Source organism: Tistlia sp. (assembly GCF_040905785.1).
Taxonomy (GTDB): Bacteria; Pseudomonadota; Alphaproteobacteria; order Kiloniellales; family DSM-21159; genus Tistlia.
This window is the reverse complement of record NZ_JBBDQW010000005.1, coordinates 34,500-60,750: the sequence shown is the minus strand read 5'-3', so window position 1 is coordinate 60,750 and position 26,251 is coordinate 34,500. Positions and strand designations below refer to the sequence as shown.

The window sequence follows — 26,251 nt, the reverse complement described above, 5'->3', positions numbered from 1 at the left end:
GCGCCGACGGTCCGCTCCTCGATCAGCCCAACCTATCGAGGGGCTCGTTAATCCGCCGTTAATACAAAACTAAAGGGACGCGCGCTGCGCGAAATGTCGCGCAGAGGTAGTTGCTGCCGGCCGGTACCTGCTCGCGCCGCTTTACAGCCCTGGGGGCCGCGCCCGAGACCTCCGCCCTCGTCAGTCGTCGTAGGAGATCAGCGTGTGGACGGGCAGGTCGAGCTTGTCGCGGCCTTGCAGGAAGGCGAGCTCGATGATGAAGGCGGCGGCGGCGACCTCGGCGCCGACGGAGCGCAGCAGATGCACGGCGGCTGCCGCCGTGCCGCCGGTCGCGAGCAGGTCGTCGAGGATGACCACCCGCTGGCCGGGCTCGACCGCGTCGGCCTGGATCTCGATGGTGTCGCTGCCGTACTCGAGATCGTAGGTGTGCTCGACCGTCGCGCCGGGCAGCTTGTTCTTCTTGCGGACCATGGCGAAGCCCAGGCCGAGCCGCAGGGCGAGCGGTGCGGCGGTCAGGAAGCCGCGCGATTCGATGCCGATCAGCAGGGCCGGCCGGTAGGGCTCCACGAGCTCCGCCAGGCGCTCGACCGTGACCTTCCAGGCGCTCGGCTCGGCGAGCAGGGTCGAGATGTCGTAGAACAGGATGCCCGGCTTCGGAAAGTCCGGAATGCTGCGGATGTGGTCCTTGAGGTCCATGCGGGACCGCCCCCTCGCTTCGCGTCAATGGCGGCGCTAAGCTAGCGGCGAACCCCCCCGGGAACAATCGGCCCTGGGGCCAACCCGCCACTCCGGCGCCCTGCCGGGGAAATCCCGGAGCCAGCCGCCCGATGAGCGCCATCCTGCACCGCCAGCCGAAGTCCGTCCTGCCGCTCGCCGTCGCCGGCGACGGCCCCTACGTCATCGACAGCGAAGGGCGGCGCTACCTCGACGCCAGCGGCGGCGCCGCGGTGTCCTGTCTCGGCCACAGCTGCCGGCCGGTCGTCGAGGCGATCAAGGAGCAGCTCGACCGGCTGCCCTACGCCCACACCTCCTTCTTCACCAACGAGCCGTCCGAGCGGCTCGCCGAGCACCTGATCGCGCGGGCGCCGGCGGGCCTCGAGAAGGTCTATTTCGTGTCCGGCGGCTCCGAGGCCAACGAGACCGCCCTGAAGCTGGCACGCCAGTACTTCTGGGAGAAGGGGGAGACGGGGCGCCGGCACTTCATCGGCCGCCACCAGAGCTACCACGGCAATACCCTGGGCGCGCTCTCGGTCGGCGGCAATCCCGGGCGCCGGGCGATCTTCGCCCCGATCCTGCTCGATACCCACCACGTCGGCCCCTGCTACGCCTATCGCGGCAAGCAGGCCGCGGAGAGCGAGGAGGACTACGGCCGGCGCGTCGCCGACGAGCTCGAGGCGAAGATCCTGGAACTCGGCGCCGAGACGGTCATCGCCTTCGTCGCCGAGACCGTGGTCGGGGCGACGCTCGGCGCGGTGCCGGCGGTGCCGGGCTATTTCAAGCGGGTGCGCGAGATCTGCGACCGCCACGGCATCCTGCTGATCCTCGACGAGGTGATGAGCGGCATGGGGCGCACCGGCCGGCTGTTCGCCTGCGAGGACGAGGGCATCGCGCCCGACATCCTGACCTGCGCGAAGGGCCTGGGCGCCGGCTACCAGCCGATCGGCGCCTGCCTGCTGTCCGGCGAGATCTACGACACGATCGTCGGTGCCAGCGGCTTCTTCCATCACGGCTTCACCTACATCGGCCACCCGACGGCCTGCGCCGGCGGTCTCGAGGTGCAGCGCACGATCGAGCGCGAGGGCCTGCTGGAGAACGTGCAGCGCCAGGGGACGGCGCTGCGCGAAGCGCTGGAGGAGCGCTTCGGCAACCACGCCCATGTCGGCGACATCCGCGGCCGTGGCCTGTTCCTCGGCGTCGAGCTGGTCGAGGACCGCGGCTCCAAGCAGCCCTTCGACCCGGCGCGCCGGCTGCACGCGCGGATCAAGGAGCGCGCCATGGCCGAGGGCCTGATGTGCTATCCGGGCGGCGGCACGGCCGACGGCGTCGCCGGCGACCACGTGCTGCTGGCGCCGCCCTTCATCATCGGCGAGGCCGAGGTGGCGGAGATCGTCGACAAGCTGGGCCGCGCCATCGATTCGGTGCTGTCGGAGCCGGCATGACCGGGGCCGAAGGCGCGGCCGGCGCGGAGAGCGTTCCTGACGATTGGCCGCCGCTGATCCTGGCGGTGGCGCCGAACGGCGCGCGCAAGACCAGGGCCGACCACCCGGCGCTGCCGATCGAGCCGGGCGAGCTGGCGGAGACCGCGGCCTCCTGCCTGGCGGCCGGCGCCTGCCTGCTCCACCTCCACGTGCGCGACAACGCCGGTGGGCACAGCCTGGACGCCGGCCGCTACCGCGAGGCGACGGCGGCGATCCGCGAGCGCGTCGGCGCGGCGATGATCGTGCAGATCACGACCGAGCAGGTCGGCCGCTTCGGCCGCGCCGAGCAGATGGCCTGCGTGCGCGCGGTCCAGCCGGAGGCGGTCAGCCTGGCGCTGCGCGAGCTGGTCCCCGACGCCGGTGCGGAGGCAGAGGCTGCCGGCTTCCTCGCCGAACTGGCGGAGGCCGGGGTCCTGGCCCAGTTCATCCTCTACGACCCGGCCGACCTCGAGCGCTTCCTGGCGCTCAGGCGCGGCGGCGTGATACCCGCCGGCGAGCGCTCCCTGCTCTATGTGCTCGGCCGCTACAGCGCCGGGCAGCGCTCGCAGCCGTCTGACCTGCTGCCCTTCCTCGCGGTGCGGCCGCCGGCGGCCGGCGAGGTCTGGTCGCTCTGTGCCTTCGGGCCCCGGGAAACCGCCTGCGCGCTCGCCGCCGCGACGCTCGGCGGCCATGTCCGGGTCGGCTTCGAGAACAACCTGCAGCTGGCCGACGGGACATTGGCGCCGGACAACGCCGCGGCCGTGGCGGCGGTCGCCGGCGCGGCGCGTGGCATCGGGCGGCCCCTGGCCGATGCCGAGGCCGCACGGCGGCTGATGGCGGCGGAGGGCACCGGTCGCCCGGCGGTTGCGTCGCCCGGCGGTGCGGGGCCGGCAATCGCGGACTAGCCAATCCCGGTCCGAGCGTGTTCAATGCCCGGCTCCGGCCGATGCCGACGGCAGCGGCCGCAACAACGGGGAGGATCGCGGGCGCCTTGCGCTGCCCGGCCGTCGGGGGACGGCCGATCTCCGGAACCCGGCTCCGCGCCTGCGCGCGGGATGTCGAGGGATGGGTCGCCGGCCGCACGGTCCGGCACCGGGCAGGGTGACGTCGCTGCGGTCCGGCCCCGGGAACTCGTTCACGGGAACGTCGGAGGTTGAAGCAGTCATGAAGAGAATCGCACTCACGGGCCTTGCGCTGGCCCTGGCCGCCGGAGTCTACGGCGCGGCCACGACCGGCGCCACGGCGGCCGAGCAGCAGTACATCTCGATCGGCACGGGCGGCGTCACGGGCGTCTACTACCCGGCCGGCGGTGCGATCTGCCGCCTGGTCAACAAGAACCGCAAGGAGCACGGCATCCGCTGCGCCGTCGAGTCGACCGGCGGCTCGATCTACAACATCAACGCGATCCGCAACGGCGAGCTCGAGTTCGGCGTCGCCCAGTCCGACTGGCAGCACCATGCCTTCCATGGCACCTCGCAGTTCCAGGACCAGGGCGCCTTCGACAACTTGCGCGCGGTCTTCTCGCTGCACCCGGAGCCCTTCACCGTGGTCGCCCGCAGCGATTCCGGCATCGAGAACTTCGACGACCTGAAGGGCAAGCGCGTCAACGTCGGCAACCCCGGCTCCGGACAGCGTGCCACCATGGACGTCGTGCTCGAGGCCAAGGGCTGGAGCGAGAGCGACTTCTCCCTTGCCTCCGAGCTGAAGCCGGCCGAGCAGAGCCAGGCGCTCTGCGACAACAAGGTCGACGCGATCATCTACACCGTCGGCCACCCGAACGGCTCGATCCAGGAGGCGACGACCGCCTGCGAGTCGGTGCTGGTCAACGTCGACGGCGAGGCGATCCAGAAGCTGGTCGACGACAACCCCTACTACCGCGTCGCAACGATCCCGGGCGGCATGTACCGCGGCAGCGATGCGGACGTGACCACCTTCGGCGTCGGCGCCACCCTGGTCAGCAGCGCCGACGTGCCGGAGGCCGTCGTCTACGAGCTCGTCAAGGGGGTGTTCGAGAACTTCGAGGACTTCAAGGCCCTGCATCCGGCCTTCGCCAACCTCGAGCCCGAGGAGATGATCAAGGACGGCCTGTCGGCGCCGCTCCATCCGGGCGCCGAGAAGTACTACAAGGAACAGGGCTGGATGTAACCGGCTACGGCCGGCGGGAGGAGCACCCTCCCGCCGGCCCTTTTTTGGTCGGCCGGGGGCAGGCGCAGGGCGGCGAGGGAGCCATTGCTGCGTGAACGGGAGTCTCGGGGGCAGCGATGGCGAAACTCGACGAACCGAAGAAGCTGAGCGACGAAGAGCTCGCGGACTTGGTCGCCGCCTCGGATTCCGGCGCGCGCAGCCCGACCGGAAGGGTCGCCGTCCTGATCGCGGGCCTCGCCGTCTTCTGGTCGCTGTTCCAGATCTGGATCGCTTCGCCGCTGCCCTTCTGGATCTCCGCCGAGCTGCCCTTCTCGCTGGTCCTCAACGATACCGAGACCCGCTCGATCCACCTCGGGCTCGCGCTGTTCCTGGCCTTCTGCGCCTATCCCGCCTTCAAGCGCAGCCCGCGCGATCACGTGCCGTGGCTCGACTGGATCCTGGCACTGGTCGCCGCCTTCTGCGCCAGCTACCTCTACTGGTTCTACGAGATCCTCTCGGTGACCGCGAGCGCCGGGCGCTCGACCGAGCTGCAGGTCGCGATCGGCGTCGTCGGCCTGATCCTGCTACTCGAGGCGACGCGGCGCGCCCTCGGCCCGCCGCTGGCGGTGATCGCCGTCATCTTCCTGCTCTACGTCTTCTTCGGCTCGAGCGACCTCGTGCCGGACGTGATCCGCTGGGGCGGCGCCACGACCCGGCGCGCCATGGAGCATATGTGGCTGACCACCGAGGGCGTGTTCGGCATCGCCCTGGGCGTCTCGACATCCTTCGTCTTCCTGTTCGTGCTGTTCGGCTCGCTGCTCGACAAGGCGGGTGCTGGCAACTACTTCATCAATCTGGCCTTCGCCCTGCTCGGCCACCTGCGCGGCGGGCCCGCCAAGGCCGCCGTGGTCGGCTCGGCGATGACCGGCGTGATCTCCGGCTCCTCGATCGCCAACGTGGTGACCACCGGGACCTTCACGATCCCGCTCATGAAGCGCGTGGGCTTCTCGCCCGAGAAGGCCGGCTCGGTCGAGGTCGCCGCCTCGGTCAACGGCCAGATCATGCCGCCGGTCATGGGCGCCGCCGCCTTCCTGATGGTCGAGTACGTCGGCATCCCCTACATCGACGTCATCAAGCACGCCTTCCTGCCGGCGGCGATCTCCTACATCGCTCTGCTCTACCTCGTGCACCTGGAAGCGCTGAAGTCGGGCATGGCGGCGCTGCCCAAGCCGGTCGAGCGGTCCCGCCGGCAGCGCCTGCTGGCGATGGGCATCTCGGTCTCCTCGGTGCTGATCCTGGCCGGCCTGGTCTACTTCGGCATCCTCGGCATCCGGGCGATCCTGCCGGGCGGGGTCGCGACGCCGGTGCTCCTGCTGGCGCTCTTCGCCAGCTACGTCGTGCTGGTCTGGTTCGCCTCGCGCCGGCCGGATCTCGCGCTTGACGATCCCGAGAGTGAGATCGTGCGCCTGCCGATCGCCGGCGAGGTGCTGCCGACCGGCCTCCACTACATCCTGCCGATCGGCGTGCTGGTCTGGTTCCTGATGATCGAGCAGAAGTCGCCGGGGCTCTCGGCCTTCTACGCGGTCGCGCTGATGCTGGTCATCCTGTTGACCCAGCGCCCGCTGAAGGCGCTGTTCCGCGGCGAGCTGGGCGCGCAGGGGGAGGCCTTCCGCACCGGCGCCCTCGAGCTGCTCGAAGGCATGATCGCCGGCGCTCGCAACATGATCGGCATCGCGATCGCGACGGCGACCGCCGGCATCATCGTCGGCACCGTCACGCTGACGGGCGTCGGCCAGGTCATGAGCGAGTTCGTCGAGTTCATCTCGGGCGGCAACCTGATGGCCATCCTGGTGGTGACGGCGATGCTCAGCCTCGTGCTCGGCATGGGCCTGCCGACGACCGCGAACTACATCGTCGTGTCCTCGCTGCTGGCACCCGTGATCGTCGAGCTCGGCGCCGCCAACGGCCTGATCGTGCCGCTGATCGCCGTCCACCTCTTCGTCTTCTACTTCGGCATCATGGCCGACGTGACGCCACCGGTCGGCCTCGCCAGCTTCGCGGCGGCGGCAATTTCGGGCGGAGACCCGATCAAGACCGGCCTCACCGCCTTCTTCTACTCGCTGCGCACAGTGATCCTTCCGTTCCTCTTCATCTTCAACACCGACCTGCTGCTGATCGACGTCGGCTGGGCGGGCGGGATCGCGATCTTCGCCAAGGCGACGCTCGCCATGCTGGTCTTCGCGGCGGCCACCCAGGGCTATTTCTTCGCCCGGAACCGGATCTGGGAGACGGTGGCCCTGCTGCTCGTCGCCTTCACCCTGTTCCGTCCGGGCTATTGGCTGGATCAGGTTCAGGCGCCCTACGACGAGGTCGCGCCGGCGTCGCTGTTCGAGGCGGCCGCCGACCGGCCGGAAGGCACCAGGCTGCGCATCGTCGTCAGCGGGCCCAACTTCAACAACCCCGACCGCATCGACCGGGTGACGCTGCTGGCGCCGCTCGCCGACGGCGACGACGGCGCCCAGCGGCTCGAGGAGGGCAGCGGCCTCATGGTCGGCATCGAGGGCGAGCAGGCGGTGCTCGAGGAACCCTTCCCCGGCAGCACCTTCTTCTTCGACCTGCAGAACTTCGACTTCTACGGCGAGGTGCCGGTCACCGTGGTCCAGGTCCAGGTGCCGGCCGACCGGATGCCCAAGGAGATCTTCTACATCCCCGGCCTGCTGCTGCTGCTGCTCGTGATCTTCCTGCAGCGGCGCCGTGCCACGGTCCCGGCTTTCTAGCGACCGAAGCAGCGAGGCGAAGCCATGTACCCGCACATCCTGCTCTCAGTCGACCTGGGCCAGCCCGAAAGCCAGCGCAAGGCGGTCGAGGTCGCGGTGGCCCAGGCCAAGGCCTTCGGCAGCGTCCTGCACGTCGTTACGGTCGTGCCCGATTTCGGCCTGTCGATCGTCGGGGGCTTCTTTCCCAAGGACCAGGAGCAGCTCGCGCTCGAGCACGCGCGCAAGGCCCTGCACGACTACACCGCCGAGCACATTCCCGCCGGAATCCAGGTCCAGCACATCGTCGGGCACGGCCGCCCCTACGAGGAGATACTGCGCTACGCGCGCGAGCTCGGCATCGATCTCATCGTCATGGCCTCGCACCACCCGGGCCTGCAGGACTACCTGCTGGGACCGAACTCGGCGCGCGTCGTCCGGCACGCGGCCTGCTCGGTGCTCGTCGTGCGCGACTGAGCCGAGCGGGATTGACCGGCGCCGCCGGTCGGCTACCCTCAGCCGCCCGGCCCCGAAGGGCGGGAGTTTCTGGACAGGACCATGCTGCAGGCTTCCCGCTCCCGTTCACGCCGCGCCCTCGAGGGTTGCCACGCTCTGCCGCAGGTCGAGTACGCGCAGTTCGACCGGCCGTGCCTCGAGGCGATGGCCGAGGCCGCCACCGCCGTCACGGAGATCCATCGTGTGCTGGCCAAGACCGGGGACAACGTGGTCGGGGAACTGCTGCGCGGCTGCGGCACCTTCTACGAGTGGGACCACTACCCCAAGGGCGACGTCTACGACCACGAGACCCATGGCCAGTACTACTATCACGCCCATGGCGTGGATCAGCGCTTCGCCGACGAACACGGCCACTTCCACACCTTCCTGAGACCGGCGGGGATGCCGCCCGGCATGCGGCCGGCGCCGATGTCGACCCTGCAGCCGCCGGGCGATCCCGAGGACGCGCTCTCGCACCTGGTGGCCATCGCCATGGACAGCCGCGGGCAGCCCGTACGCCTCTTCACCGTCAACCGCTGGGTCACCGGCGAGACCTGGTACGGCGCGGAGGACGTCGTGCGGATGCTGCCGCGCTTCGCCATCGACCACGCGCGGCCCTCCTGGCCGGTGAACCGCTGGATCACCGGGCTGCTGGCGATGTACCGGCCGTTCATCGGCGCGCTGGTCCGACAGCGCGACCAGGCGGTGCACCGCTGGCAGCGCGAGCGCAATCCGCCCGACGTCTACGAGGACCGGCGCCTGGAGGTCACCTCCTGCCTGGACATCGACCTGGCGAGCGACGTCCGGCGCCTGGGCGAGGCGATCGCGGCCCTGGGCCACGACGGCTGAGGCGGTCGGCCCGGCTGCAGGCCCTCGGCGCGCTCCGGACAGCGCAATTAATCGCGACTTAACGCTTTCGGGGCGACCATGAGGCTGCGGTGCTTGCCGACCCGGCGCCCGCCGACTCGCTGCTCGCACCCACCGGATGAGGCGCATGGCCGGCACACTCTCTCACGACGACGTCGACAGACTCCTGGCCAATCCCTCGGCCAAGAGCCGCGCGGCGACGGCGGCAAAGGTTGCGGCAGGCTTCGACAGGGGCGAGCTCAGCGCCTCCGAGCGCCGGCTCGCGGAAGACATCCTTCGCTCGCTGGCGCGCGACGCCGAGGTCTCGGTGCGCGAAGCCCTGGCGGCCCATCTCAAGGGCAACCCGGACCTGCCGCGCGACGTGGCGCAGCGCCTCGCCGCCGACGTCGATTCGGTAGCGCTGCCGCTGCTGCAGTTCAGCGACGTGCTGGCCGAGCAGGACCTGGTCGCGATCGTCCTCGAGGGCCGGCGGAACCGCCAGCTGGCGATCGCCGGTCGCGCACACGTGCCGGAGAGCGTTTCCGACGCGCTGATCGACAACGGCGACGAGACGGTGGTCGCGCGCCTGATCGACAACGAAGGCGCGATCATCGCCGAGCCCGCCTACGAGCGCGCGCTGTCGATCCACGGCCGTGCCGGCTCGGTCGGCGATTCCCTCGCCAGGCGCAGCGACCTGCCGGCCAGCGTCGCGGCCCGCATGATCGCGGCCGTCGCCGAGCAGCTGCAGGACTACCTGATCCGCCGCGCCTCCCTCAGCCCAGACGCCGCGACCGACCTGATCCTGCAGGCCCGCGAGCGGGCGCTGGTCGACCTGGTCGGCACCCGGACGATCGGCGACGAGGCCGAGCTCGAGCGGCTGGTGGATCAGCTGTCGCGGGCCGGGCGCCTGTCGCCCTGGCTGGTGCTGCGCACCCTCTGCTTCGGCGACCTGACTTTCTTCGAGGCCTCGCTGGCGCGCCTGGCGCGTGTCTCCCTGGCCAACGCCCGCATCCTGATCCACGACGAGGGCCAGCTTGGCCTGACCTCGATCTGCCGGCGCGCCGGCCTGCCCGAGCGGCTGCTGCCGGCTTTCCGGACCGCCCTGCTGGTGCGCCTGGAAACCGACTACGACGGCAGCGGCAACGACCGTCGGCGCTTCGTCGAGCGGATGCTCGAGCGGCTGCTCACGGTCGGCGAGGACGCCGCGACCCTGGAGCCGGCCGACCGCGAGTTCCTGGCCCGCAAGCTGACCCAGATGGCCGCCTGACCGGGGCCGCGGTCCCTCAGTTGAGCAACACCCGGGGCAGCCAGAGCGTCAGCTCCGGGAAGGCCATGACCAGGCCCAGGCCGATCAGCTGCAGCAGCACGAAGGGCACGATGCCTCGGTAGATGTCCTGAATCCTCACTTCCGGCGGCGCCACGCCCTTCATGTAGAAGAGCGCGAAGCCGAAGGGTGGCGTCAGGAAGGAGGTCTGCAGGTTGACGGCGAGCAGGATCGCGAACCAGTAGAGCACGTCCGTCCTGACCGGGATGTGGGCGCCGAAGTCGAGCAGCGCCACGATCGGCGCGAAGACCGGCAGCACGATCAGCGTGATCTCGATCCAGTCGAAGAAGAACCCGAGCACGAAGACCAGGGCCATCAGGGCGATCAGCACGCCCCAGGGGCCGAGGCCGATCGACTGCACCAGGTCGATGATCGTGCGGTCGCCGTGCAGCGACTTGAAGACGAAGGAAAAGCAGGTCGCGCCGATGAAGATGCCGAACAGCATGCCGCCGGTCACGGCCGAGCGGACGCAGACCTCGCGCAGGGTCCGGTAGGTCAGCCGCCCGTTGGCCAGGGCCAGCAGCGTCGCCCCGACCGCGCCGACGCCGGCAGCCTCGGTCGGCGTCGCGAAGCCGCCGAAGATCGAGCCCAGCACGAAGACGATCAGCAGCACCGGCGGGATGAAGCTGCGGATCACCAGGATCGCCAGCTCGCCATGGCTGTCCGGGCCGACGTCGGCCGGCAGGGGCGGGGCTGCGGCGGGCCGGACCAGGCCGATGCCGAGGATGTAGAGCAGGTAGAAACCCGAGAGCATGAAGCCCGGGATCACGGCGCCGACGAAGAGGTCGCCGACCGAGATCGACAGCAGGTCGGCCATGATGACCAGCATGATCGACGGCGGGATCAGGATGCCGAGCGTGCCGGAGGCGGCGATCGTGCCGGTCGCCAGGGGGATCGAGTAGCCGCGCTGGATCATCACCGGCAGCGCCATCAGCGTCATCAGCACCACGGAAGCGCCGATGATGCCGGTGGTCGCGGCCAGGATCGTGCCCATGATCGTGACCGAGAGCGCGAGGCCGCCGGGCAGGCGCCGGGTCAGGATCTGCAGGGTGTAGAGCAGATCCTCGGCGACCCGCGACTTCTCCAGCATCGTGCCCATGAAGATGAACATGGGAATCGCGACCAGGACCATGTTCTCCATCGTGCCGCCGTAGATGCGCAGCGGCAGCGAGAAGAACTGCATGTAGCGGAACTCGCCGATCAGGTCGCCGAACAGGGCGAAGCCGAGGCCGACGCCGCCCAGCACGAAGGCGACCGGATAGCCCGTGAAGATGAACAGCGCCAGCGTGCCGAACATCAGCAGGGGCAGGATCTCCAGGAAGGTCATGGCCCCTTGGCTCTCCCGGTCTCGTTCTTGCGCAGCGCCGCCTGATAGGCGGCGATCTCCTCCTCGGTCTCCTGCTTCATCTCGGCCAAGTGGTCGACCTCGACGAACTGGCCGGACCGGCGGCGCAGCTCCGGCGGGCCGAACAGGTAGACGAGGTGGCGCAGCGCCACGGAGATCGCCGAGAGGGCCAGCAGCACGAAGCAGAGCGGCAGCATCGACTTGATGATCCAGCGCTCCGACAGGCCGGTCATGGCGTTGGAGATCTCGTTGGTCCGGTAGGAGCGCTGGGCGAAGTCGATGCCGAAGTCGAGCAGGATGTAGCAGTAGGTCAGGACGAACAGCAGGCAGCCCAGCAGCTCGATCCAGGCGCGCAGTCGCGGTCTCATGCGCTCGCGCACGATCTCGACGCGGACGTGGCCGTCCTTGAGATAGGTGAAGCCGATGGCGAGCAGGAACAGGGCGGCATGCAGGTGCCACTCCATCTCCTGCAGCTTGGTCGAGCCGATGTTGCGATGAAACCAGGAGGAGGTCAGTGCCGGGTTGGAGCCGACCCAGACGCGCCAGACCACGTCGATCATGATGATCGCTGCAAGCGGCACGAACAGCCAGGAAGCGAGGCGGCCGATCGCCACGACGAAGGCGCTCAGGGCGTCGCTGATCTTGAGCAGGCTAAGCATCTTTAGCGTCTTCGGTCTCGGCTTTGGGCTCGGTCGCGGCGTGCGGCGAAGGCACGGCAGGTGCGGTGCCGCGGCGCGGGGCGCCGGAAGCCGGCCGGTCGATCCGGCAGGTTCCGGCGCCCGCGTCCATGCGTCTCACGGCTCCGGCGGAGCCGCGGCGATCAGAGGTAGCCGAGGTCCTTCCAGGTCGCGTAGCCGGCGCGGAAGGTCGACAGCGACTCCCACACCTCGGCGAAGACCGGGTTCTCCGCGGCCAGCTCGGCGGCGACCTCGTCCCAGGAGTTGCGCAGGGCGTCCAGGATTTCGGGCGGCCAGCGGTGCAGGGTCACGCCTTTCTCCTGCAGCTCCTTCAAGGCGTCGAACTGGATCGCCTCGCCCTCGGCCAAGCCGTAGGCGATGGCCGACTGGCAGACCGTCTCGAGCTGCGCCTTGCGGGTGTCCGACAGGGCGTCCCAGACATCCTTGTTGATCATCAGCTCGAAGAAGGTCGACTGCTGGTGCCAGCCCGGGAAGTAGTAGTGCTTGGCGACCTGGTAGAAGCCGAGCTTCAGGTCGATGGCCGGCATCGAGAACTCGGTGGCGTCGATCGTACCCAGCTCGAGCGCGGGGTAGATGTCGCCGCCCGCCAGCAGCTGGGTCGAAACCCCGTGCTTCTCCATGACCCGGGCGCCCAGGCCGAAGAAGCGCATCTTCAGGCCCTTGAGATCCTCGAGCGTCTTGATCTCCTTGCGGAACCAGCCGGAGGCCTCGGGCGCGATGATGCCGCAGATCAGCGACTTGATGTTATACTTGGCGTAGATCTCGTCGAACAGCTCGCGGCCGCCGCCGAAGTACATCCAAGCGGTGTACTCGCCGGCTCCCGGCCCAAAGGGAACGGCGGCGAAGAGCGCCAGGGCGACCTCCTTGCCAGTCCAGTAGCCCGGGGTCGACCAGGCCGCCTCGACCGCGCCGGCCGAAACCGCGTCGAAGGCTTCCAGCGCCGGAACGATGGCGCCCGGCTCCTGGAAGTTGATGACCAGCTCGCCGCCGGAGACGGCCTCGACCCGCTTGGCGATTTCGACGCCCATCGAGCCCAGCTGGGTCAGCGAGCTGGCGTAGGTCGACTGCATGTTCCACTCGGTCTGCGCCGCGGCCTGCCCGGTCACGCCGGCGAGGCTCAGGCCGACGACCATGGCTGCCGCCACGGTAGTGGCGGTTGCTCTGCGAATTCTCATCGTGATTGCCCTCCCATTCATGGTTGTCGCCGGGCCCCGTCCCCGGCTGGTCTCTTTGTGGCAGCGGTCTGGCTACCGGACCAATTCCTGGTGCGCAAAGCTATCGCGCGCCATGCGTTTTGCACAAGGCAAAACAATGCCGAGCGCAACCCTCGAGGCGGTGCGCGCGGGGCCGAATCGCCGCTCGATCGGGTGATTGCATCGCCTAGCGAGGGGCGCTATACAGCGCCCTTCCGGACTGTCGGGCCGGACCATCGGCCAGACGCCGGGGCGCCAGCCGGGGAGTAGCTCAGCCTGGTAGAGCACCACGTTCGGGACGTGGGGGCCGGAGGTTCGAATCCTCTCTCCCCGACCAACCGGTCGACGAAGGACGCCCCCCCCGCGCGACCGCGGCGGGCGTCTTCGCGTTCGGCGCCGGCCCCCGGTCCCCAAGCATCTCGAACCGAACGCGCCTCGAACCGAACGCGGGCCTTTCGCGTTGAGGAGCATCGGGCGAGCGGCCCTGCGGCCGTGGGGTCGAGCAGGCAGCCGAGGGGCGGGCGCGTGGAGTTTCTTCCGGGCAACAGGATCGAGCCGCTGATCGAGGCCGCGGAGACCTACCCGGCGCTCGAAAGGGCGATCGCCGGCGCGCGGCAGAGCGTCCACATGGCCTACTGGACGATCGACCCCGGCCTGCCGCTCTGTTCCGACGTGCTGGAGGGGGAGGCGACTGAGGGCGGCCCTGGCCGGCAGGCGACTTGGCTGGACCTGGTCGCCGCGACGGTCGAGCGCGGCGTCGTCGCGCGCATCCTGATCGCCGACTTCGACCCGGTGCTCGGCCGCGAGTTCCACGAGAGCGCCTGGGCCGCCTATCGCCGCTTCCTCCAGATCCGCGAAGGCCTGAGCGAAGCGGCGCGCGAACGCCTGAAGGTCGTCTGCACCCGCCACGAGGCGCGCATCGGCCAGAGCGTGCGGCTGCTGGCCCAGCCGGTGATCCGCCGCCACGTCAAGGAGTCGCGCGACGCGCTGCGCCGGACTCAGGCCGAGGAGGGCCGCCAGGCGGCGCTCGACAAGCTGGGCAACCTGCCGGGCCTGTGGCGCTACATCCGGCCGTTCGGGCGCGGCGGCTTCTCGCTGATGCCCAACGCCTGGCCGACGGTCTACCCGGCGGCGCACCACGAGAAGCTCTGCGTCGTCGACGACCGGCTGGCCTTCCTCGGCGGCCTCGACATCGACGCCCAGCGCAAGGACAGCCAGGCGCACGAGAACGACTTCGCCTGGCACGACGTCGCCTGCCGCCTGGAAGGCCCGGTCGCGCTGGCCTTCGCTCGCCACTTCCGGCGCCGCTGGAACGCCGAGCTCGACGACTACCTCGCCTTCCTGCGCAAGACCCGCCGCCCGAGATCCGTGGCGCCCCTGCCGACGCCGGGGGCCGTCGAGAAGCTGCCGGTCGAGCTCCCTGCCGAGGACGCTCCAGGGGAAGAGGCGTCCCCCGGCGGTCCGCCATCGGTCCCGGCACCGGACGGTCTGGTCGAGGCGGTGCCCCTGCGCACCATCTCCGCGCAGATGAAGTCCTCCTTCTCGCGCGCGCCGCGCAACGTCGTCGCCGAGATCCGCGACGGCTACCTCTGGGCGATCGGCAGCGCCGAGCGGCTGATCTACATCGAGACCCAGTTCCTGCGCAGCCAGACGATCGTCGACGCGCTGGTCGCCCGCGCCCGCGCGGTGGACACTCTGGAGATCATCATCCTGCTGCCGCTGCTGCCCGAGAACCTGCTGCGTTTCAGCGAGCCGAACGGCGCCACCACCAAGGGGCAGGAGCTGCAGGAGCGGGCCGTGCACAGGCTGCGCCGGGAGGTCGCCGAACGGGTCGGCATCTTCACCCTGCTGCGCGCCGGCTCCGGCACGATCGACCCCGAGGCCGAGCGCGAGAAGGTCGTCGAGAGCATGATCTACATCCACGCCAAGACCCTGGTCGTCGACGACCGGCTGGCGCTGATCGGCTCGGCGAACCTGAACGACCGCAGCCTGCTGTGCGATACCGAGACGGCGGTCCTGTGGCGCGGCGAAGCCTCGGCGCGCCACTACCGCGAACGGCTGTGGCGCCACGCGCTGGGCCTCGACGTCTCCGGCTGGGAGGACGGGCTGCTCGAGCGCTGGAAGAAGATCGCCCACCGCAACATCCGCGCCACCGCCGAGGAGCGGCAGGGCTACGTCGTGCCGCTTTCGGAGTCGGCGGTCGAGGCCTTCGCCGAGAGCTCCCTGCTGGTGCCGCCGGAACTGGTGTGACCGGGCGAGCGGCGCTGCCCGCCGGCCCTCAGTCCGGCTCGCCCGGGAACTGCGCGGCGTCGGGCGGGATCGCGACGCCCGGCAGGCGGCTCCTGGTCCAGATGTGGATCGCCTCCGCCAGATCGACCGGCCGGTCGAGCGTCCCGGCCTTGACGGTCAGGGTGCCGGCGTCCGGGCTCGCCTCGTGCCACAGCCGGGTTCCGCACGCAGGGAAGAAGCGGCAGTCGAGCCTGCCGCCGCTGTCGGTCGGCCGGGACCAGCAGCCGGGCGCGCCCTGGAGCAGCCGGAAAGAGGCGCGCGCCACCTGGTAGGACAGGCCGAAGGCCGAGCCCGACTGGCGCCGGCATTCGGTGCAGTGACAGGCATAGAGGGCGAGCGGGGTGTCTGCGCATTGGTAGCGGACCGCGCCGCACTGGCAGCCGCCGGTCCGCGTGGTGCCGGTCCGCATGGCGCCTAGTAGAGGCGCTCGACGCAGAAATCGACGACGTCGAGCAGGGCCTGGCGGGCCTCGTTGTCGGGCAGCACGACCATGGCCTCGCGGGCGCGGGCGCCGTACTCCTGCGCGCGGCCTTTGGAATCGGCGATCGCCCGGTGGCGGTTGAGCAGCTGCAGGGCGTGGGCAAAGTCGCCCTCGCCCTGGTCCAGGTCCTCCAGGCAGCGGCGCCAGAAGGCGCGCTCGCTCTCGTCGCCGCGAGCGTAGGCGAGCACCACCGGCAGGGTGATCTTGCCTTCCCGGAAGTCGTCGCCGCAGCTTTTGCCCAGGCCGCCGTCGTCGCCCGTGTAGTCGAGGATGTCGTCGACCAGCTGGAAGGCGATGCCGAAGTTGAGGCCGTAGCCGTAGAGCGCCTCCTCGTCGGCCTCCGGCCGCCCGGCGACGATCGCGCCGACCTGGCAGGCGGCGGCGAAGAGGGCGGCAGTCTTGGCGCGGATCACCTCGAGGTAGGCGCCCTCGTCGGTCGCCATGTCGTTGGCGGTCATCAGCTGGTGGACCTCGCCCTCGGCGATGATCGCCGAGGCGTCGGAGAGGGCCTTGAGGACCTTCAGCGAGCCGTCCTCGACCATCAGCTGGAAGGCGCGGCTGAACAGGAAGTCGCCGACCAGCACGCTGGCCTTGTTGCCGAACACAGCGTTGGCGGTCTGCAGGCCGCGCCGCAGCTCGCTGGCGTCGACCACGTCGTCGTGCAGCAGGGTCGCGGTGTGGATGAACTCGACGCAGGCAGCCAGGGCCATCTGCCGCTCGCCCTCGGCCTTGCACAGCCGGGCACTGGCCAGGGTCAGCATGGGCCGCAGCCGCTTGCCGCCGGCCGCGATGATGTGGCCGGCCAGCTGCGGAATCAGCGCGACCGGCGATTGCATCTTGTCGAGGATGATCTCGTTGACCCGCTTCAGGTCGCTTTCGACGAGGCGGACCAGCGGCTCGATCCCACCTCCCTCGGACGGCTTTGGTTGCTTCAGGTCGATGGCTGCGGCCAAGATCGCGTTTCCGTGTCTATCTTGTGCGTCCCGCGGTGACGCCCGGCTAGGCCTCCCTCAGCCTTGCAGCGCAGCATAGGGGCCACTTCTAGGCGGTCAAGCGGAACCCGGGCACGTCCAAGCGTCGTGAGGACCACATGAAGGAAGTTTTGCGCAGCACCGATCCCGTCAAGATCTCCTGGATCAAGGCGCTGCTCAAGGACGCCGGAATCGAGGTCCTCGACCTCGACCTGCACACCTCGGTCCTGGAGGGCTCGGCGGTCGCGATCCCGCGGCGCCTGGCGGTGATCGACGAGGACTTCGAGGCGGCGCGTCGCGTCCTCGAGGCTTCCGGCGAGGAGATCAGCCGTGGCGACGGCTTCTTCGGCTGAGCCGCCGCCGGCCGTCGCGGACGGCGGCGGCGAGGCGCCCGACGCCCTGCTCGGTGGACGCCTGCGCCTGTTTCAGCCGGCCCAGGGCTACCGTGCGGCGATCGATCCGGTGCTGCTTGCCGCGGCGGTGCCGGCGCGGGCCGGAGAGCGGCTGCTGGAGCTCGGCCTGGGCAGCGGCGCCGCCGCGCTCTGCCTGCTGCGCCGGGTCGCGGGCTGCCGGGTCGCGGGCCTGGAGCTGCAGCCCGAGCTGGCGGCGCTGGCGCGGCGCAACGCCTCGGAAAACGGCCTGAGCGACCGGCTCGAGGTCGTCGAGGGCGACCTGCGGCGGCTGCCGGCCGGGCTCGGCCGGGGCTACGACCGCGTCTTCGCCAACCCGCCGTTCCACGGCGAGGCCCGGCCCTCGCCGGACGCCCAGCGCGCCACCGCCCATCATGCCGCGGCCGGCGAGCTCTGCGACTGGATCGAGGCCGCGCTGCGCTGCCTGCGCCCCGAGGGCACGCTGACCCTGATCCTGCGCAGCGACAGGCTGCCCGAGGCGCTGGCGGCGCTCGCGGGCCGGGCCGGCGAGCTGCGCCTGCTGCCGCTCTGGCCGAAGCCGGGCCGGCCGGCGCGGCGCCTGCTGCTGCAGGCGCGCAAGGGCGCCCGCGCGCCCCTGATCCTGCTGTCCGGAATGCTTTTGCATGAAGCCGACGGGCGCTTTACGCTGGCCGCCGACGCGGTACTGCGGGACGCGGTGGCGCTGCCGCTGAGCGCGGAGGAGGGCTGGCGCCCACCGCAGGAAATCTGAGTAGAACGGTCGCCCAGGCAGCATGTTCGCCTCCCTACGCCGCCATCCCGCCCTGCAGCGCCTGCTGCTGATCGGCCCCGCCGTCGGGATGATCGGCTTCTTCATGATCGTCCCGCTCGGCCTGATGGTCGTGGTCTCGCTGCTCCAGCGCAACATCTACGGCGGCGTCCAGTGGGACAGCTTCTCGACCGACGCCTACGTCAAGTTCCTGTTCGAGCGGAACCTCGACGACACCCTTTCCTTCACCACGATCTACCTGCAGATCTTCCTGCGCTCCTTCTGGCTGTCGCTGACGACCACCGCGGTCGCGCTGCTGGTCGGCTTTCCGGTCGCGCTCTACATGACGATGCAGCGCGAGCCCTACCGGACGGTGCTGATCTTTCTGGTCACCGTGCCCTTCTGGACCAACCTGCTGGTGCGCAACTATGCCTGGGTCCTGCTGCTGCGCGACACCGGGCTGATCAACGGCGCCCTGCTCGGCGTCGGCATCATCGACCACCCCCTGCCGCTGCTCTACACGCCCTTCGCCGTGGCCGTCGGCCTGGCCTATTCCTTCATGCCTTTCATGGTACTGCCGATCTACGCCAGCCTCGAGAAGATCGACTTCCGCCTGGTCGAGGCCGCCTACGACCTCTACGCCGACCGCAGGACGATGCTGCGCCGCATCGTGCTGCCGCTCGCCAAGCCCGGCATCGTCGCCGGCAGCATCCTGGTCTTCGTGCCCTGCCTGGGCGCCTACGTGACGCCGGCCCTGCTCGGCGGCAGCAAGACCCTGATGATCGGCAACCTGGTCGCGGGCCGCTTCAGCGAAGCGCGCGACTGGCCGTTCGGCGCGGCGCTGGCCTTCTTCCTGCTGGCCATGGTCCTGGCCGCCATGACCTTCCAGGCGCTGCGCAGCCGGCGCCGCGAGGCGGCCGGCTGATGGCCGGCGCGGCACAGCCGCCGCCGCGGCGCGGCAAGGGCTTCCGGACCCGCCACTTCCCCGGCCTGGCGACCGTCTCGGCGGTGTTTTTCGCCTATCTCTACCTGCCGATCGCGATCCTGGTCGCGCTGTCCTTCAACGAGAACCGCACGGCGACGATCTGGACCGAGTTCACGACCGACTGGTACCTGCGCGCGCTGTCCAACAGCGACATGCTGCAGGCCGCCGGGAACTCGCTGATCATCGCCGCCTCGGCGATGCTGCTCTCGACGACGATCGCGACCCTGGCGGCCCTCGGCATGAGCCGGCGCCGGTTCCGCGGCGCCACCGGCGTCACGGCGCTGCTGTCGCTGCCGCTGATCGTCCCCGAGATCGTCACCGCCGTGGCGACGCTGCTGTTCTTCGTGGCGCTCGGCCTGCAACTCGGCCTGACGACCGTGATCATCGCCCACACGGTCTTCTGCATCCCCTTCGCCTACCTGCCGATCCGCGCCCGCCTGCAGGACATGGACCCCGCGCTGCGCGAGGCCGCCGCCGACCTCTATGCCAACGAGTGGCGCAGCTTCGTGCGGGTCATCCTGCCGCTGCTGTTCCCCGGCATCCTCTCGGGCGCGATGCTGGCCTTCATCATCTCGCTCGACGACTTCGTCATCACCTTCTTCACGGCCGGCGCCGGCTCGACGACGCTGCCGGTCTACATCTTCAGCCTGATCCGCATGGGCGTCACGCCGGAGGTCAACGCGATCTCGGCGCTGATGCTGCTGATCTCGATCACCTTCGTGACGATCTCCTTCGTTCTGGCCAGCGGCAAGAACCGCATCTGAGCGGGCCGGAGCGACACAAGGGTGCGCGGGGATTCGCGGGCGCGCCGCCGCGGATTTGGGCATTCCGGCGGCTCGTGCTAAACTCGCTGAATGACCGTTCAACCAAAGAAGCGGGAGGCATCACCATGCAATCGTTGCGTTTCCTGACCGCCGGTGCCGGGGCCTTCGCCCTCGCGGCGGCTTTGACCACCAGCCTCGCCCTGCCGCAGGCCGCCAAGGCCGAGGGCGATCTGCACCTCTTCAACTGGTCGAACTACTTCCCGCCCGAGCTGATGGAGAAGTTCGAGAAGGACACCGGCATCTCGGTCTCGCTCGACACCTACGCCTCGGACGAAGACATGTTGGCCAAGATCCAGGCCGGCGGCGGCGGCTACGACATCGTCTTCCCCTCGGGGTCGACTGTGACCGTGATGATCAGCCAGGGCCTGGCCGAGAAGATCGACGCCTCGACGCTGCCGAACTTCAAGAACGTCATGGCCCCGCACGATGCGCCGACCACGGACCCGAAGCGCGAGTACTCGATCCCCTACATGTGGGGCACGACCGGCGTCAGCTACGATTCCGAGAAGCTCGGCACGCTGCCGGAGAGCTGGGAGTGGTACTTCAAGCCGACCGAGGAGATCGCCCAGGCCGGTCTCGCGTCGCTCAACGACATGCGCGACGTCTACTACGCCGCCGCCTACTACCTCGGTGTCGACAAGTGCACCGACAATGCCGAGGAGGCGCAGCAGATCCTGGACCTGCTGCTGGGCCAGAAACCGCACCTCAAGCTCTACAGCTCCGAGGGCACGATCGACCGCATGATCGCCGGCGAGGTGGCGGTCCACATGCAGTGGAACGGTGCCGCGCATCGCGTCAAGGAAGAGCGGCCCAGCGTCGTCTACGTCTATCCCGAGGAAGGCGCGACCTTCTGGTCGGACAGCATGATGGTGCCGGCCGGCGCTCCCAACAAGGAGAACGCCAAGACCTTCCTGAACTGGATGATGGAGCCGGAGAACGCCGCCATCGCCAGCAACTACACGGGCTACATGAATGCCATCAAGGGCTCCAGCGAGCACCTCGAGGAGAGCCTGAAGAACGATCCGGCGGTCAACATGCCGGAGGAGTACGCCGAGCGCCTGCGGCCCTTCAAGGAGTGCAACGAGAAGGCGGTCGAGCTGCGCGACCGCGTCTGGACGCGCCTCAAGGGCTGAGCCGTATCACCGGCAGTGAAGACGGACCCGGCCGCCCCACGGCCCGGGCCGCGTTGCGGGCGGCGCAATTCTCCCGAGAAATCGGATAGTGTCGATCGGATAGAGTCGGCGGCAGGCAGCCCCCGACGCGCGGAGCGGACATGACGGTCATGGCGGTGGAGGCGCAGGGCGTCTCGAAGGTCTTCGGCAGCGGTGCCGGCGCGGTGCGGGCGCTCGACGAAGTCGACGTCGCGATCAGGCAGAACGAGTTCTTCACGCTGCTCGGCCCGTCGGGCTGCGGCAAGACCACCCTGCTGCGTCTGATCGCCGGCTTCGAGCAGCCGACCTCGGGCGAGATCCTGCTCGAGGGCCAGCCGATCGCCGGCACGCCGCCCTTCCGCCGGCCGGTCAACACGGTGTTCCAGAGCTACGCCCTGTTCCCGCACATGACCGTAGCCCAGAACGTCGGCTTCGGCCTGGAGATGCTCGGCCAGGACCGCAAGACCATCGCCGGCACCGTCGAGCGCACCCTGGCGCTGGTCAAGCTCGGCGGCATGGCCGACCGCCGGCCGGCGCAGCTCTCCGGCGGCCAGCAGCAGCGCGTGGCGCTGGCGCGGGCGCTGGCCAACCGGCCGAAGGTGCTGCTGCTCGACGAACCGCTCTCCGCGCTCGACCTGAAGCTGCGCAAGGAGATGCAGATCGAGCTCAAGCGCCTGCAGCACGAGACCGGCATCACCTTCGTGTTCGTGACCCACGACCAGGAGGAGGCGCTGACCATGTCGGACCGCGTCGCGGTCATGAGCGAGGGCAAGATCCTGCAGATCGGCGATCCTGCGGAAATCTACGAGAAGCCGACCCGGCGCTTCGTCGCCGACTTCATCGGCGAGACCAACTTCGTCGAGGCCGAGGTGTTGGCCGCCGAGGGCTCGGCCCTGCGCGTGCGCCTGCCCGGCGGCGGCGCGCTCTCGGTCGCCGATGCCTTCGAGCACAAGCCGGGGCAGGTCGTGACCCTGGCGGTGCGCCCCGAACGCGCCGAGCTCCGCGCTCTCGGGGAGGCGGCCCAGGGTGACGCAGTCGAGGACGCGGCCGGGCAGCTGGGCGGCACGGTCGAGACCATCGTCTACTTCGGCACCGACACGACCTACCACGTGACCCTGGAAGACGGCGGCCGCTTCGTGGCGCGCCTGCAGAACCGCGAGGGCGCCGCGCGCCGCCACGAGGTCGGCGAGCGCGTCGCCATCCTGCTGCCGTCCGAGGCGGTCCAGGTGCTGCGCGATTGACCCGGCGGCCTTGCGGCCCCAGATCGGCGGTTCGCCCGCCGCCCCGCACCGAAGCCCCTGCCTCCAGGTTCCTGCCATGACTCCCGCCACCGCCCCCTTCACGGACAGCCTCACGGTCGCGCTCTGGGCGACCAACCTGGCGCAGCCGCTCAACGGCCTCGACGGCTGGGCCGCGCTGGTCGACCGCCGCATGGCCGAGGCCAAGGCCCGCGGCGCCGACCTGCTGGTCATGCCGGAGTACTGCTCCGAGCAGTGGCTGTCCTTCGCCCCCGCCGGCCTTAAAGGCAGCGACGAGATCGAGTGGATGGCGGCGCAGTCGGACGCGGCGCTGGAGGCGATCCGCGAGCTTCCGGCCCGGCACGACATGGCGCTGCTCGCCGGCACCGTCCCGGTCCGCTTCGAGCCGCGGCAAGAGTCGGGCGGCGAGCCGATCCCGCCCTTCCTCAACCGTGCCCACCTGCTGCTGCCCGACGGCCGCCTCCTGCGCCAGGACAAGCTCTGCCTGACGCCGGGCGAGAAGGACCCGGCCGGCTGGAACCTCTCGACCGGCGACGAGGTCAGGATCGTCGAGTGGCGGGGCGTGCGCCTGGCGACGCTGATCTGCCTCGACGTCGAGATGCCGGCCCTGTCCAGCCTGCTGGCGCCGCTCGACCTCGACCTGCTGCTGGTGCCCTCCATGACGAGCAAGCTCTCGGGCTACTCGCGGGTTTTCGACTGCGCCAAGGCGCGCGCCGTCGAGCTGCAGTGCGCGGTCGCCGCGGTCGGCGTCGTCGGCGCGGCGGCGACCGGCCGGCCGCGCGAGGGCAACGTCTCGGGCGCCAGCCTGTTCGTGCCCTGCGAGGAGGCGCTGGGCTACACCGGCCGGCTCGCGGAGATCGCGGCCGCCGCCGGGGCCGAGGACGAGGGGCCGCTGCTGGTCGCCGAGGTGCCGCTGGCCACGATCCGCGCCCTGAAGCGCGGCGGCGCCGAGGTCTGGCCGGGCGCCTGGCGCGCCGATCACGTCACCGCGGTCGAGGAGGACTAGGTCCGCCATGCTGACTGTCTACAGCGACGATCACCGGCTGCACGACGGCAAGGTCGAGTTTGAGGGCGGCAAGCTGGTGCCCTGCTACGAGATGCCCCGCCGTGCCGACCTCGTCCTGGCGCGGACGCGCGAGCAGGCGATCGGCGAGGTGATCGAGCCCGAGGACTTCGGACTCGCACCGATCCTGCGGGTCCACGAGGCCGGCTTCGTCGAGTTCCTGAAGGGTGCCTGGGACCGCTGGATCGCGACCGGCCGCGACTTCGACGCGCTGCCCTTCGCCTGGGCGGTGCGCGGCATGCGCGCCGACCGCATCCCCGAGTCGATCGACGGCCAGCTCGGCTACTACTCCTTCGACGCCGGCACGCCGATCACCGCCGGGACCTGGCAGGCGGTCGCCAGCTCGGTCAACGTCGCCCTGACCGGCCAGCGCCGGGTCGCGGCCGGCGCGCGCGCCGTCTTCTCGCTGTGCCGGCCGCCGGGCCACCACGCGGCCGCCGGCTACTACGGCGGCTACTGCTTCCTCAACAACGCCGCCATCGCCGCCCAGGCCTTCCGCGACGGCGGTGCGGAGCGGGTCGCGATCCTCGACGTCGACTACCACCACGGCAACGGCACCCAGTCGATCTTCTACGACCGCGGCGACGTCTTCTTCGCCTCGCTGCACGGCCATCCGCTCGACGAGTATCCCTTCTTCCTCGGCTACGAGGACGAGACCGGGCAGGGCGCGGGCGAGGGCTGCAACGCCAACTTCCCGCTGCGCTGGGGCACCGGCTTCGAGCTCTGGTCGGAGGCGCTGGACGCCGCCTGCCGACGCATCGCGGCCTACGGCGCCGACGCCCTGGTCGTCTCGCTCGGGGTCGACACCTACAAGGACGACCCGATCAGCCGCTTCAGGCTCGAGCAGGCCGACTACCCGGTGATCGGCCGGCGCATCGCCGGCCTTGGCCTGCCGACGCTGTTCGTCATGGAAGGCGGCTACGCGGTCGAGGAGATCGGCATCAACGCCGTCGGCGTGCTGAGCGGCTTCGAGGCGGCGGCGTGAGGTTGTCCGCTCCGCAGCGCCGAACCATCTGATCGCCATGGATCCTCGCAAGCTTCTCTCCTGGCTGCCGTTCGGGCGCTTTCGCGAGCCGCGGCCGCTCGTCTCGGTGCTTCGCCTCGACGGCGGCATCGGTCCCGGCGGCACGCTGCGCCGCGCCCTCAACATCAAGAGCCTCGCCGGGCCGATCGAGCGAGCCTTCCAGCCCAGGCGCCTCGCCGCGGTGGCGCTGGTCGTCAACTCGCCGGGCGGCTCTGCCGCGCAGTCGGCTCTGATCGCCAGGCGGATCCGGCAGCTCGCCGACGAGAAGCAGGTGCCCGTCTTCGCCTTCGTCGAGGACGTCGCCGCCTCGGGCGGCTACTGGCTCGCCTGCGCCGCCGACGAGATCTACGCGGACGAGGCCTCGATCGTCGGCTCGATCGGCGTGATCTACGCCGGCTTCGGCTTCGTCGAGCTGCTCGACAAGCTCGGCGTCGAGCGGCGCGTCCACACCGCCGGCACGCGCAAGGCGATCCTCGATCCCTTCCAGCGCGAGAAGCCCGAGGACGTCGAACTGCTGCTCGGCATGCAGGCCGATCTGCACGAGACCTTCAAGGACTATGTCCGGACCCGCCGGGGCGCGCGCCTGAAGGGCGGCGACGAGCTCTACACCGGCGCCTTCTGGACCGGCCGGCGGGCACTCGAGCTGGGCCTGGTCGACGGCCTCGGCGAGATCCGCGGGCAGCTCAGGGCCCGCTTCGGCGAGAAGGTCGAGCTGCGCCCGGTGCTCCGCGAGCGCCGGGGCCTGGGCAGGCTGCTGCGTCCCGCCGGCCTCGATTCCGAAGAGCTTGCCGCCTCCTTCGTCGCCGAGCTGGCCTCGCAGGGCGAGGAACGCCTGCTCTGGAGTCGCTTCGGGCTCTGAGCTCGAGGAGGCTGGAATCGGCAGGCGGCATTGTAGTGCGATTGATTCGCATTATCAGATAGGGTAAACAGGTTTCGCCGATCCGGGGCAGACCCGGCCGGACCGACCAGACGCTGATAATGAGAGGCGTTCGCATGCAAGGGAAACCCGTGATGTCCGTGCTCGAGCCGCTCGAAGAGCAGGCCGACGACGGGCTGCCGATCCTCGAGACGCCGGAGCGCCTGCTGCTGTCGCTGTTGCGGCGCTGGCTCGAGGGCGCGACCGGGGGCGACTACGCCGAGTGGCAGGCCGCCTGGAACGAGGCGGCTGCGGCGCTCGGCCCGGAGGCGGCGCGCAGCGTCCTGGCGGCGATGGAGCGCACGATCCGCCGGGTCGCGCTCCATGCCGACGGCCGCATCACCTACCACAAGCCCTGCTGCCGCTGCGTCGGTGCCGACGAGATGACCCTGCTGCAGCTGGTGGCGCGGGCTCAGCGCCGGATCGGCCCGCGGCCCGAACTGCTCGCCGCCCTGCTGGTCGCGCCGGCGGGCGTCGTCGCCGTGGTCGAGGCGGCGACGCGGCTCGGCGAGGCGCTGCTGACCTGCGGCCAGTGCCTGCCGCTGCGCGAGCTCGAGCTCAGGCAGGCGGAGCGGCCGGAAGCGGCGGCGCCGGCCTCCACCCTGCACTGATCCCATTCGACAGGCGCCGCTGCCCTTGGGGGAGGGCGGGCGGTCCCTGCGGGCGGCGCACGGCCGACTTCCCGGTCCCTGCCGTGCGCCGCCCCTTTTCCCTGTGGGCGGGGTCCGCCAAGCGCACCCCGCGCCGGCGCCGCTTGACGCTTCGGCGCCCGGCCCCCTACAACCCGGGCATGTTCGGCCTGCCCTCGATCCAGAAGCTGCTGCTGCTCGCCGCCATCGTCGCGGCGGTCTGGTACGGCTTCAAGCTGGTCGGCCGCCTGAGCGCGCAGCGCAAGGCGGAGCAGAAGCTGCGCGCCGGCCAGGGCGGCGCCTCGGCCTCCGATCTCGGCCGGGACGGTGGACGCTCGCGTAGCGCCGCGCGCGCCGAGCTGAAGACCGAGGAGATGGAGGCCTGCCCGTCCTGCGGCGCCTACGTCGCCAGCGGCAAGGCGCGCAGCTGCGGGCGTGCCGACTGTCCCTACTGAGGCGGCCTCCCCTCGCGCGGTTCGTGGCGCGCCTCACGGTGAGCTTCTCGAACAGCGGAGGGCGCTGGCGCCCCTGGGCCGCGCCGACCCGGCTACCGCAACCTTGATTTGG

General features: G+C 70.4%; 25 protein-coding genes and 1 tRNA gene. 20 read left to right on the top strand and 6 right to left on the bottom strand.

Annotated elements, in window-relative coordinates:
• Positions 1 to 180: 180 nt before the first annotated feature.
• Entirely contained in the window at positions 181 to 696 is a 516-nt protein-coding gene (locus WD341_RS00745; RefSeq protein ID WP_368423488.1) for an adenine phosphoribosyltransferase, read from the bottom strand.
• Positions 697 to 827: 131 nt separating this feature from the next.
• On the opposite strand from WD341_RS00745, the gene WD341_RS00740 reads away from it, so the two are divergent.
• The 7 genes from WD341_RS00740 (at position 828) to WD341_RS00710 (ending at position 9,662) form a co-directional block, all read left to right on the top strand.
• The gene (locus WD341_RS00740) at positions 828 to 2,159 is read left to right on the top strand and encodes an aspartate aminotransferase family protein (RefSeq protein ID WP_368423487.1); all 1,332 of its coding nucleotides are present in this window, start codon (positions 828 to 830) and stop codon (positions 2,157 to 2,159) included.
• Complete coding sequence (locus WD341_RS00735) at positions 2,156 to 3,082, top strand: 3-keto-5-aminohexanoate cleavage protein (RefSeq protein WP_368423486.1); 927 nt, start codon at positions 2,156 to 2,158, stop codon at positions 3,080 to 3,082. The genes WD341_RS00740 and WD341_RS00735 overlap by 4 nt, the downstream gene beginning before the upstream one ends.
• Positions 3,083 to 3,341: 259 nt before the next feature.
• On the top strand, positions 3,342 to 4,322 hold the full coding sequence (locus WD341_RS00730; RefSeq protein ID WP_368423485.1) for a TAXI family TRAP transporter solute-binding subunit: 981 nt from the start codon (positions 3,342 to 3,344) through the stop codon (positions 4,320 to 4,322).
• Between the two features lie 116 nt (positions 4,323 to 4,438).
• Entirely contained in the window at positions 4,439 to 7,078 is a 2,640-nt protein-coding gene (locus tag WD341_RS00725) for a TRAP transporter permease (RefSeq protein ID WP_368423484.1), read from the top strand.
• A gap of 24 nt (positions 7,079 to 7,102) precedes the next feature.
• Positions 7,103 to 7,531 (top strand): universal stress protein, encoded by a 429-nt coding sequence (locus tag WD341_RS00720; RefSeq protein WP_368423483.1) that lies wholly within the window; start codon positions 7,103 to 7,105, stop codon positions 7,529 to 7,531.
• An 81-nt stretch (positions 7,532 to 7,612) separates the two neighbouring features.
• Entirely contained in the window at positions 7,613 to 8,398 is a 786-nt protein-coding gene (locus WD341_RS00715) for a hypothetical protein (protein ID WP_368423482.1), read from the top strand.
• Between the two features lie 145 nt (positions 8,399 to 8,543).
• Positions 8,544 to 9,662, top strand: coding sequence for a DUF2336 domain-containing protein (locus tag WD341_RS00710; RefSeq protein WP_368423481.1), 1,119 nt, complete (start codon positions 8,544 to 8,546; stop codon positions 9,660 to 9,662).
• 16 nt (positions 9,663 to 9,678) lie between these two features.
• Here the strand turns inward: WD341_RS00710 and WD341_RS00705 are convergent, their stop codons facing one another.
• From WD341_RS00705 to WD341_RS00695, 3 genes are all read right to left on the bottom strand, one after another.
• Entirely contained in the window at positions 9,679 to 11,046 is a 1,368-nt protein-coding gene (locus tag WD341_RS00705; RefSeq protein ID WP_368423480.1) for a TRAP transporter large permease subunit, read from the bottom strand.
• Complete coding sequence (locus WD341_RS00700) at positions 11,043 to 11,723, bottom strand: TRAP transporter small permease subunit (protein WP_368423479.1); 681 nt, start codon at positions 11,721 to 11,723, stop codon at positions 11,043 to 11,045. Before WD341_RS00700 ends, WD341_RS00705 begins: the two co-directional genes overlap by 4 nt.
• 161 nt (positions 11,724 to 11,884) lie before the next feature.
• Positions 11,885 to 12,937 carry a TRAP transporter substrate-binding protein gene (locus tag WD341_RS00695; RefSeq protein ID WP_368423478.1) on the bottom strand — a complete coding sequence of 351 codons (1,053 nt, stop codon included), beginning with the start codon at positions 12,935 to 12,937 and terminating at the stop codon, positions 11,885 to 11,887.
• 278 nt (positions 12,938 to 13,215) lie between these two features.
• On the opposite strand from WD341_RS00695, the gene WD341_RS00690 reads away from it, so the two are divergent.
• Positions 13,216 to 13,292, top strand: a tRNA-Pro gene (locus WD341_RS00690).
• 188 nt (positions 13,293 to 13,480) lie between these two features.
• The gene (locus tag WD341_RS00685; protein ID WP_368423477.1) at positions 13,481 to 15,205 is read left to right on the top strand and encodes a phosphatidylserine/phosphatidylglycerophosphate/cardiolipin synthase family protein; all 1,725 of its coding nucleotides are present in this window, start codon (positions 13,481 to 13,483) and stop codon (positions 15,203 to 15,205) included.
• A gap of 28 nt (positions 15,206 to 15,233) precedes the next feature.
• Here WD341_RS00685 and WD341_RS00680 read toward each other — a convergent pair whose 3' ends face one another.
• Together WD341_RS00680 and WD341_RS00675 are read right to left on the bottom strand one after the other, a co-directional pair.
• Entirely contained in the window at positions 15,234 to 15,653 is a 420-nt protein-coding gene (locus WD341_RS00680; RefSeq protein ID WP_368423476.1) for a GFA family protein, read from the bottom strand.
• Between the two features lie 5 nt (positions 15,654 to 15,658).
• Entirely contained in the window at positions 15,659 to 16,678 is a 1,020-nt protein-coding gene (locus WD341_RS00675) for a polyprenyl synthetase family protein (RefSeq protein WP_368423475.1), read from the bottom strand.
• A gap of 137 nt (positions 16,679 to 16,815) precedes the next feature.
• Here WD341_RS00675 and WD341_RS00670 point away from each other — a divergent pair, with 137 nt between their 5' ends.
• From WD341_RS00670 to WD341_RS00620, 11 genes are all read left to right on the top strand, one after another.
• Positions 16,816 to 17,049: a DUF2007 domain-containing protein gene (locus WD341_RS00670; RefSeq protein WP_368423474.1), complete on the top strand. Its 234-nt coding sequence runs from the start codon at positions 16,816 to 16,818 to the stop codon at positions 17,047 to 17,049.
• Complete coding sequence (locus WD341_RS00665; protein WP_368423473.1) at positions 17,027 to 17,836, top strand: tRNA1(Val) (adenine(37)-N6)-methyltransferase; 810 nt, start codon at positions 17,027 to 17,029, stop codon at positions 17,834 to 17,836. Before WD341_RS00670 ends, WD341_RS00665 begins: the two co-directional genes overlap by 23 nt.
• Before the next feature lie 22 nt (positions 17,837 to 17,858).
• Positions 17,859 to 18,758, top strand: coding sequence for an ABC transporter permease (locus WD341_RS00660; protein WP_368423472.1), 900 nt, complete (start codon positions 17,859 to 17,861; stop codon positions 18,756 to 18,758).
• Positions 18,758 to 19,582: an ABC transporter permease gene (locus tag WD341_RS00655; protein ID WP_368423471.1), complete on the top strand. Its 825-nt coding sequence runs from the start codon at positions 18,758 to 18,760 to the stop codon at positions 19,580 to 19,582. Before WD341_RS00660 ends, WD341_RS00655 begins: the two co-directional genes overlap by 1 nt.
• Positions 19,583 to 19,707: 125 nt before the next feature.
• Entirely contained in the window at positions 19,708 to 20,775 is a 1,068-nt protein-coding gene (locus WD341_RS00650; RefSeq protein WP_368423470.1) for an extracellular solute-binding protein, read from the top strand.
• A 140-nt stretch (positions 20,776 to 20,915) separates the two neighbouring features.
• Positions 20,916 to 22,034: an ABC transporter ATP-binding protein gene (locus tag WD341_RS00645; protein ID WP_368423469.1), complete on the top strand. Its 1,119-nt coding sequence runs from the start codon at positions 20,916 to 20,918 to the stop codon at positions 22,032 to 22,034.
• Between the two features lie 76 nt (positions 22,035 to 22,110).
• On the top strand, positions 22,111 to 23,058 hold the full coding sequence (locus tag WD341_RS00640; protein ID WP_368423468.1) for a nitrilase-related carbon-nitrogen hydrolase: 948 nt from the start codon (positions 22,111 to 22,113) through the stop codon (positions 23,056 to 23,058).
• Positions 23,059 to 23,065: 7 nt separating this feature from the next.
• Positions 23,066 to 24,100, top strand: coding sequence for a histone deacetylase family protein (locus tag WD341_RS00635; RefSeq protein WP_368423467.1), 1,035 nt, complete (start codon positions 23,066 to 23,068; stop codon positions 24,098 to 24,100).
• Positions 24,101 to 24,137: 37 nt separating this feature from the next.
• Positions 24,138 to 24,998: a S49 family peptidase gene (locus WD341_RS00630; protein WP_368423466.1), complete on the top strand. Its 861-nt coding sequence runs from the start codon at positions 24,138 to 24,140 to the stop codon at positions 24,996 to 24,998.
• 152 nt (positions 24,999 to 25,150) lie between these two features.
• A complete protein-coding gene (locus tag WD341_RS00625; protein WP_368423465.1) occupies positions 25,151 to 25,666 on the top strand; it encodes a hypothetical protein in 516 nt (171 codons plus the stop codon).
• A 143-nt stretch (positions 25,667 to 25,809) separates the two neighbouring features.
• Positions 25,810 to 26,139 (top strand): hypothetical protein, encoded by a 330-nt coding sequence (locus WD341_RS00620; RefSeq protein WP_368423464.1) that lies wholly within the window; start codon positions 25,810 to 25,812, stop codon positions 26,137 to 26,139.
• Positions 26,140 to 26,251: the final 112 nt, after the last annotated feature.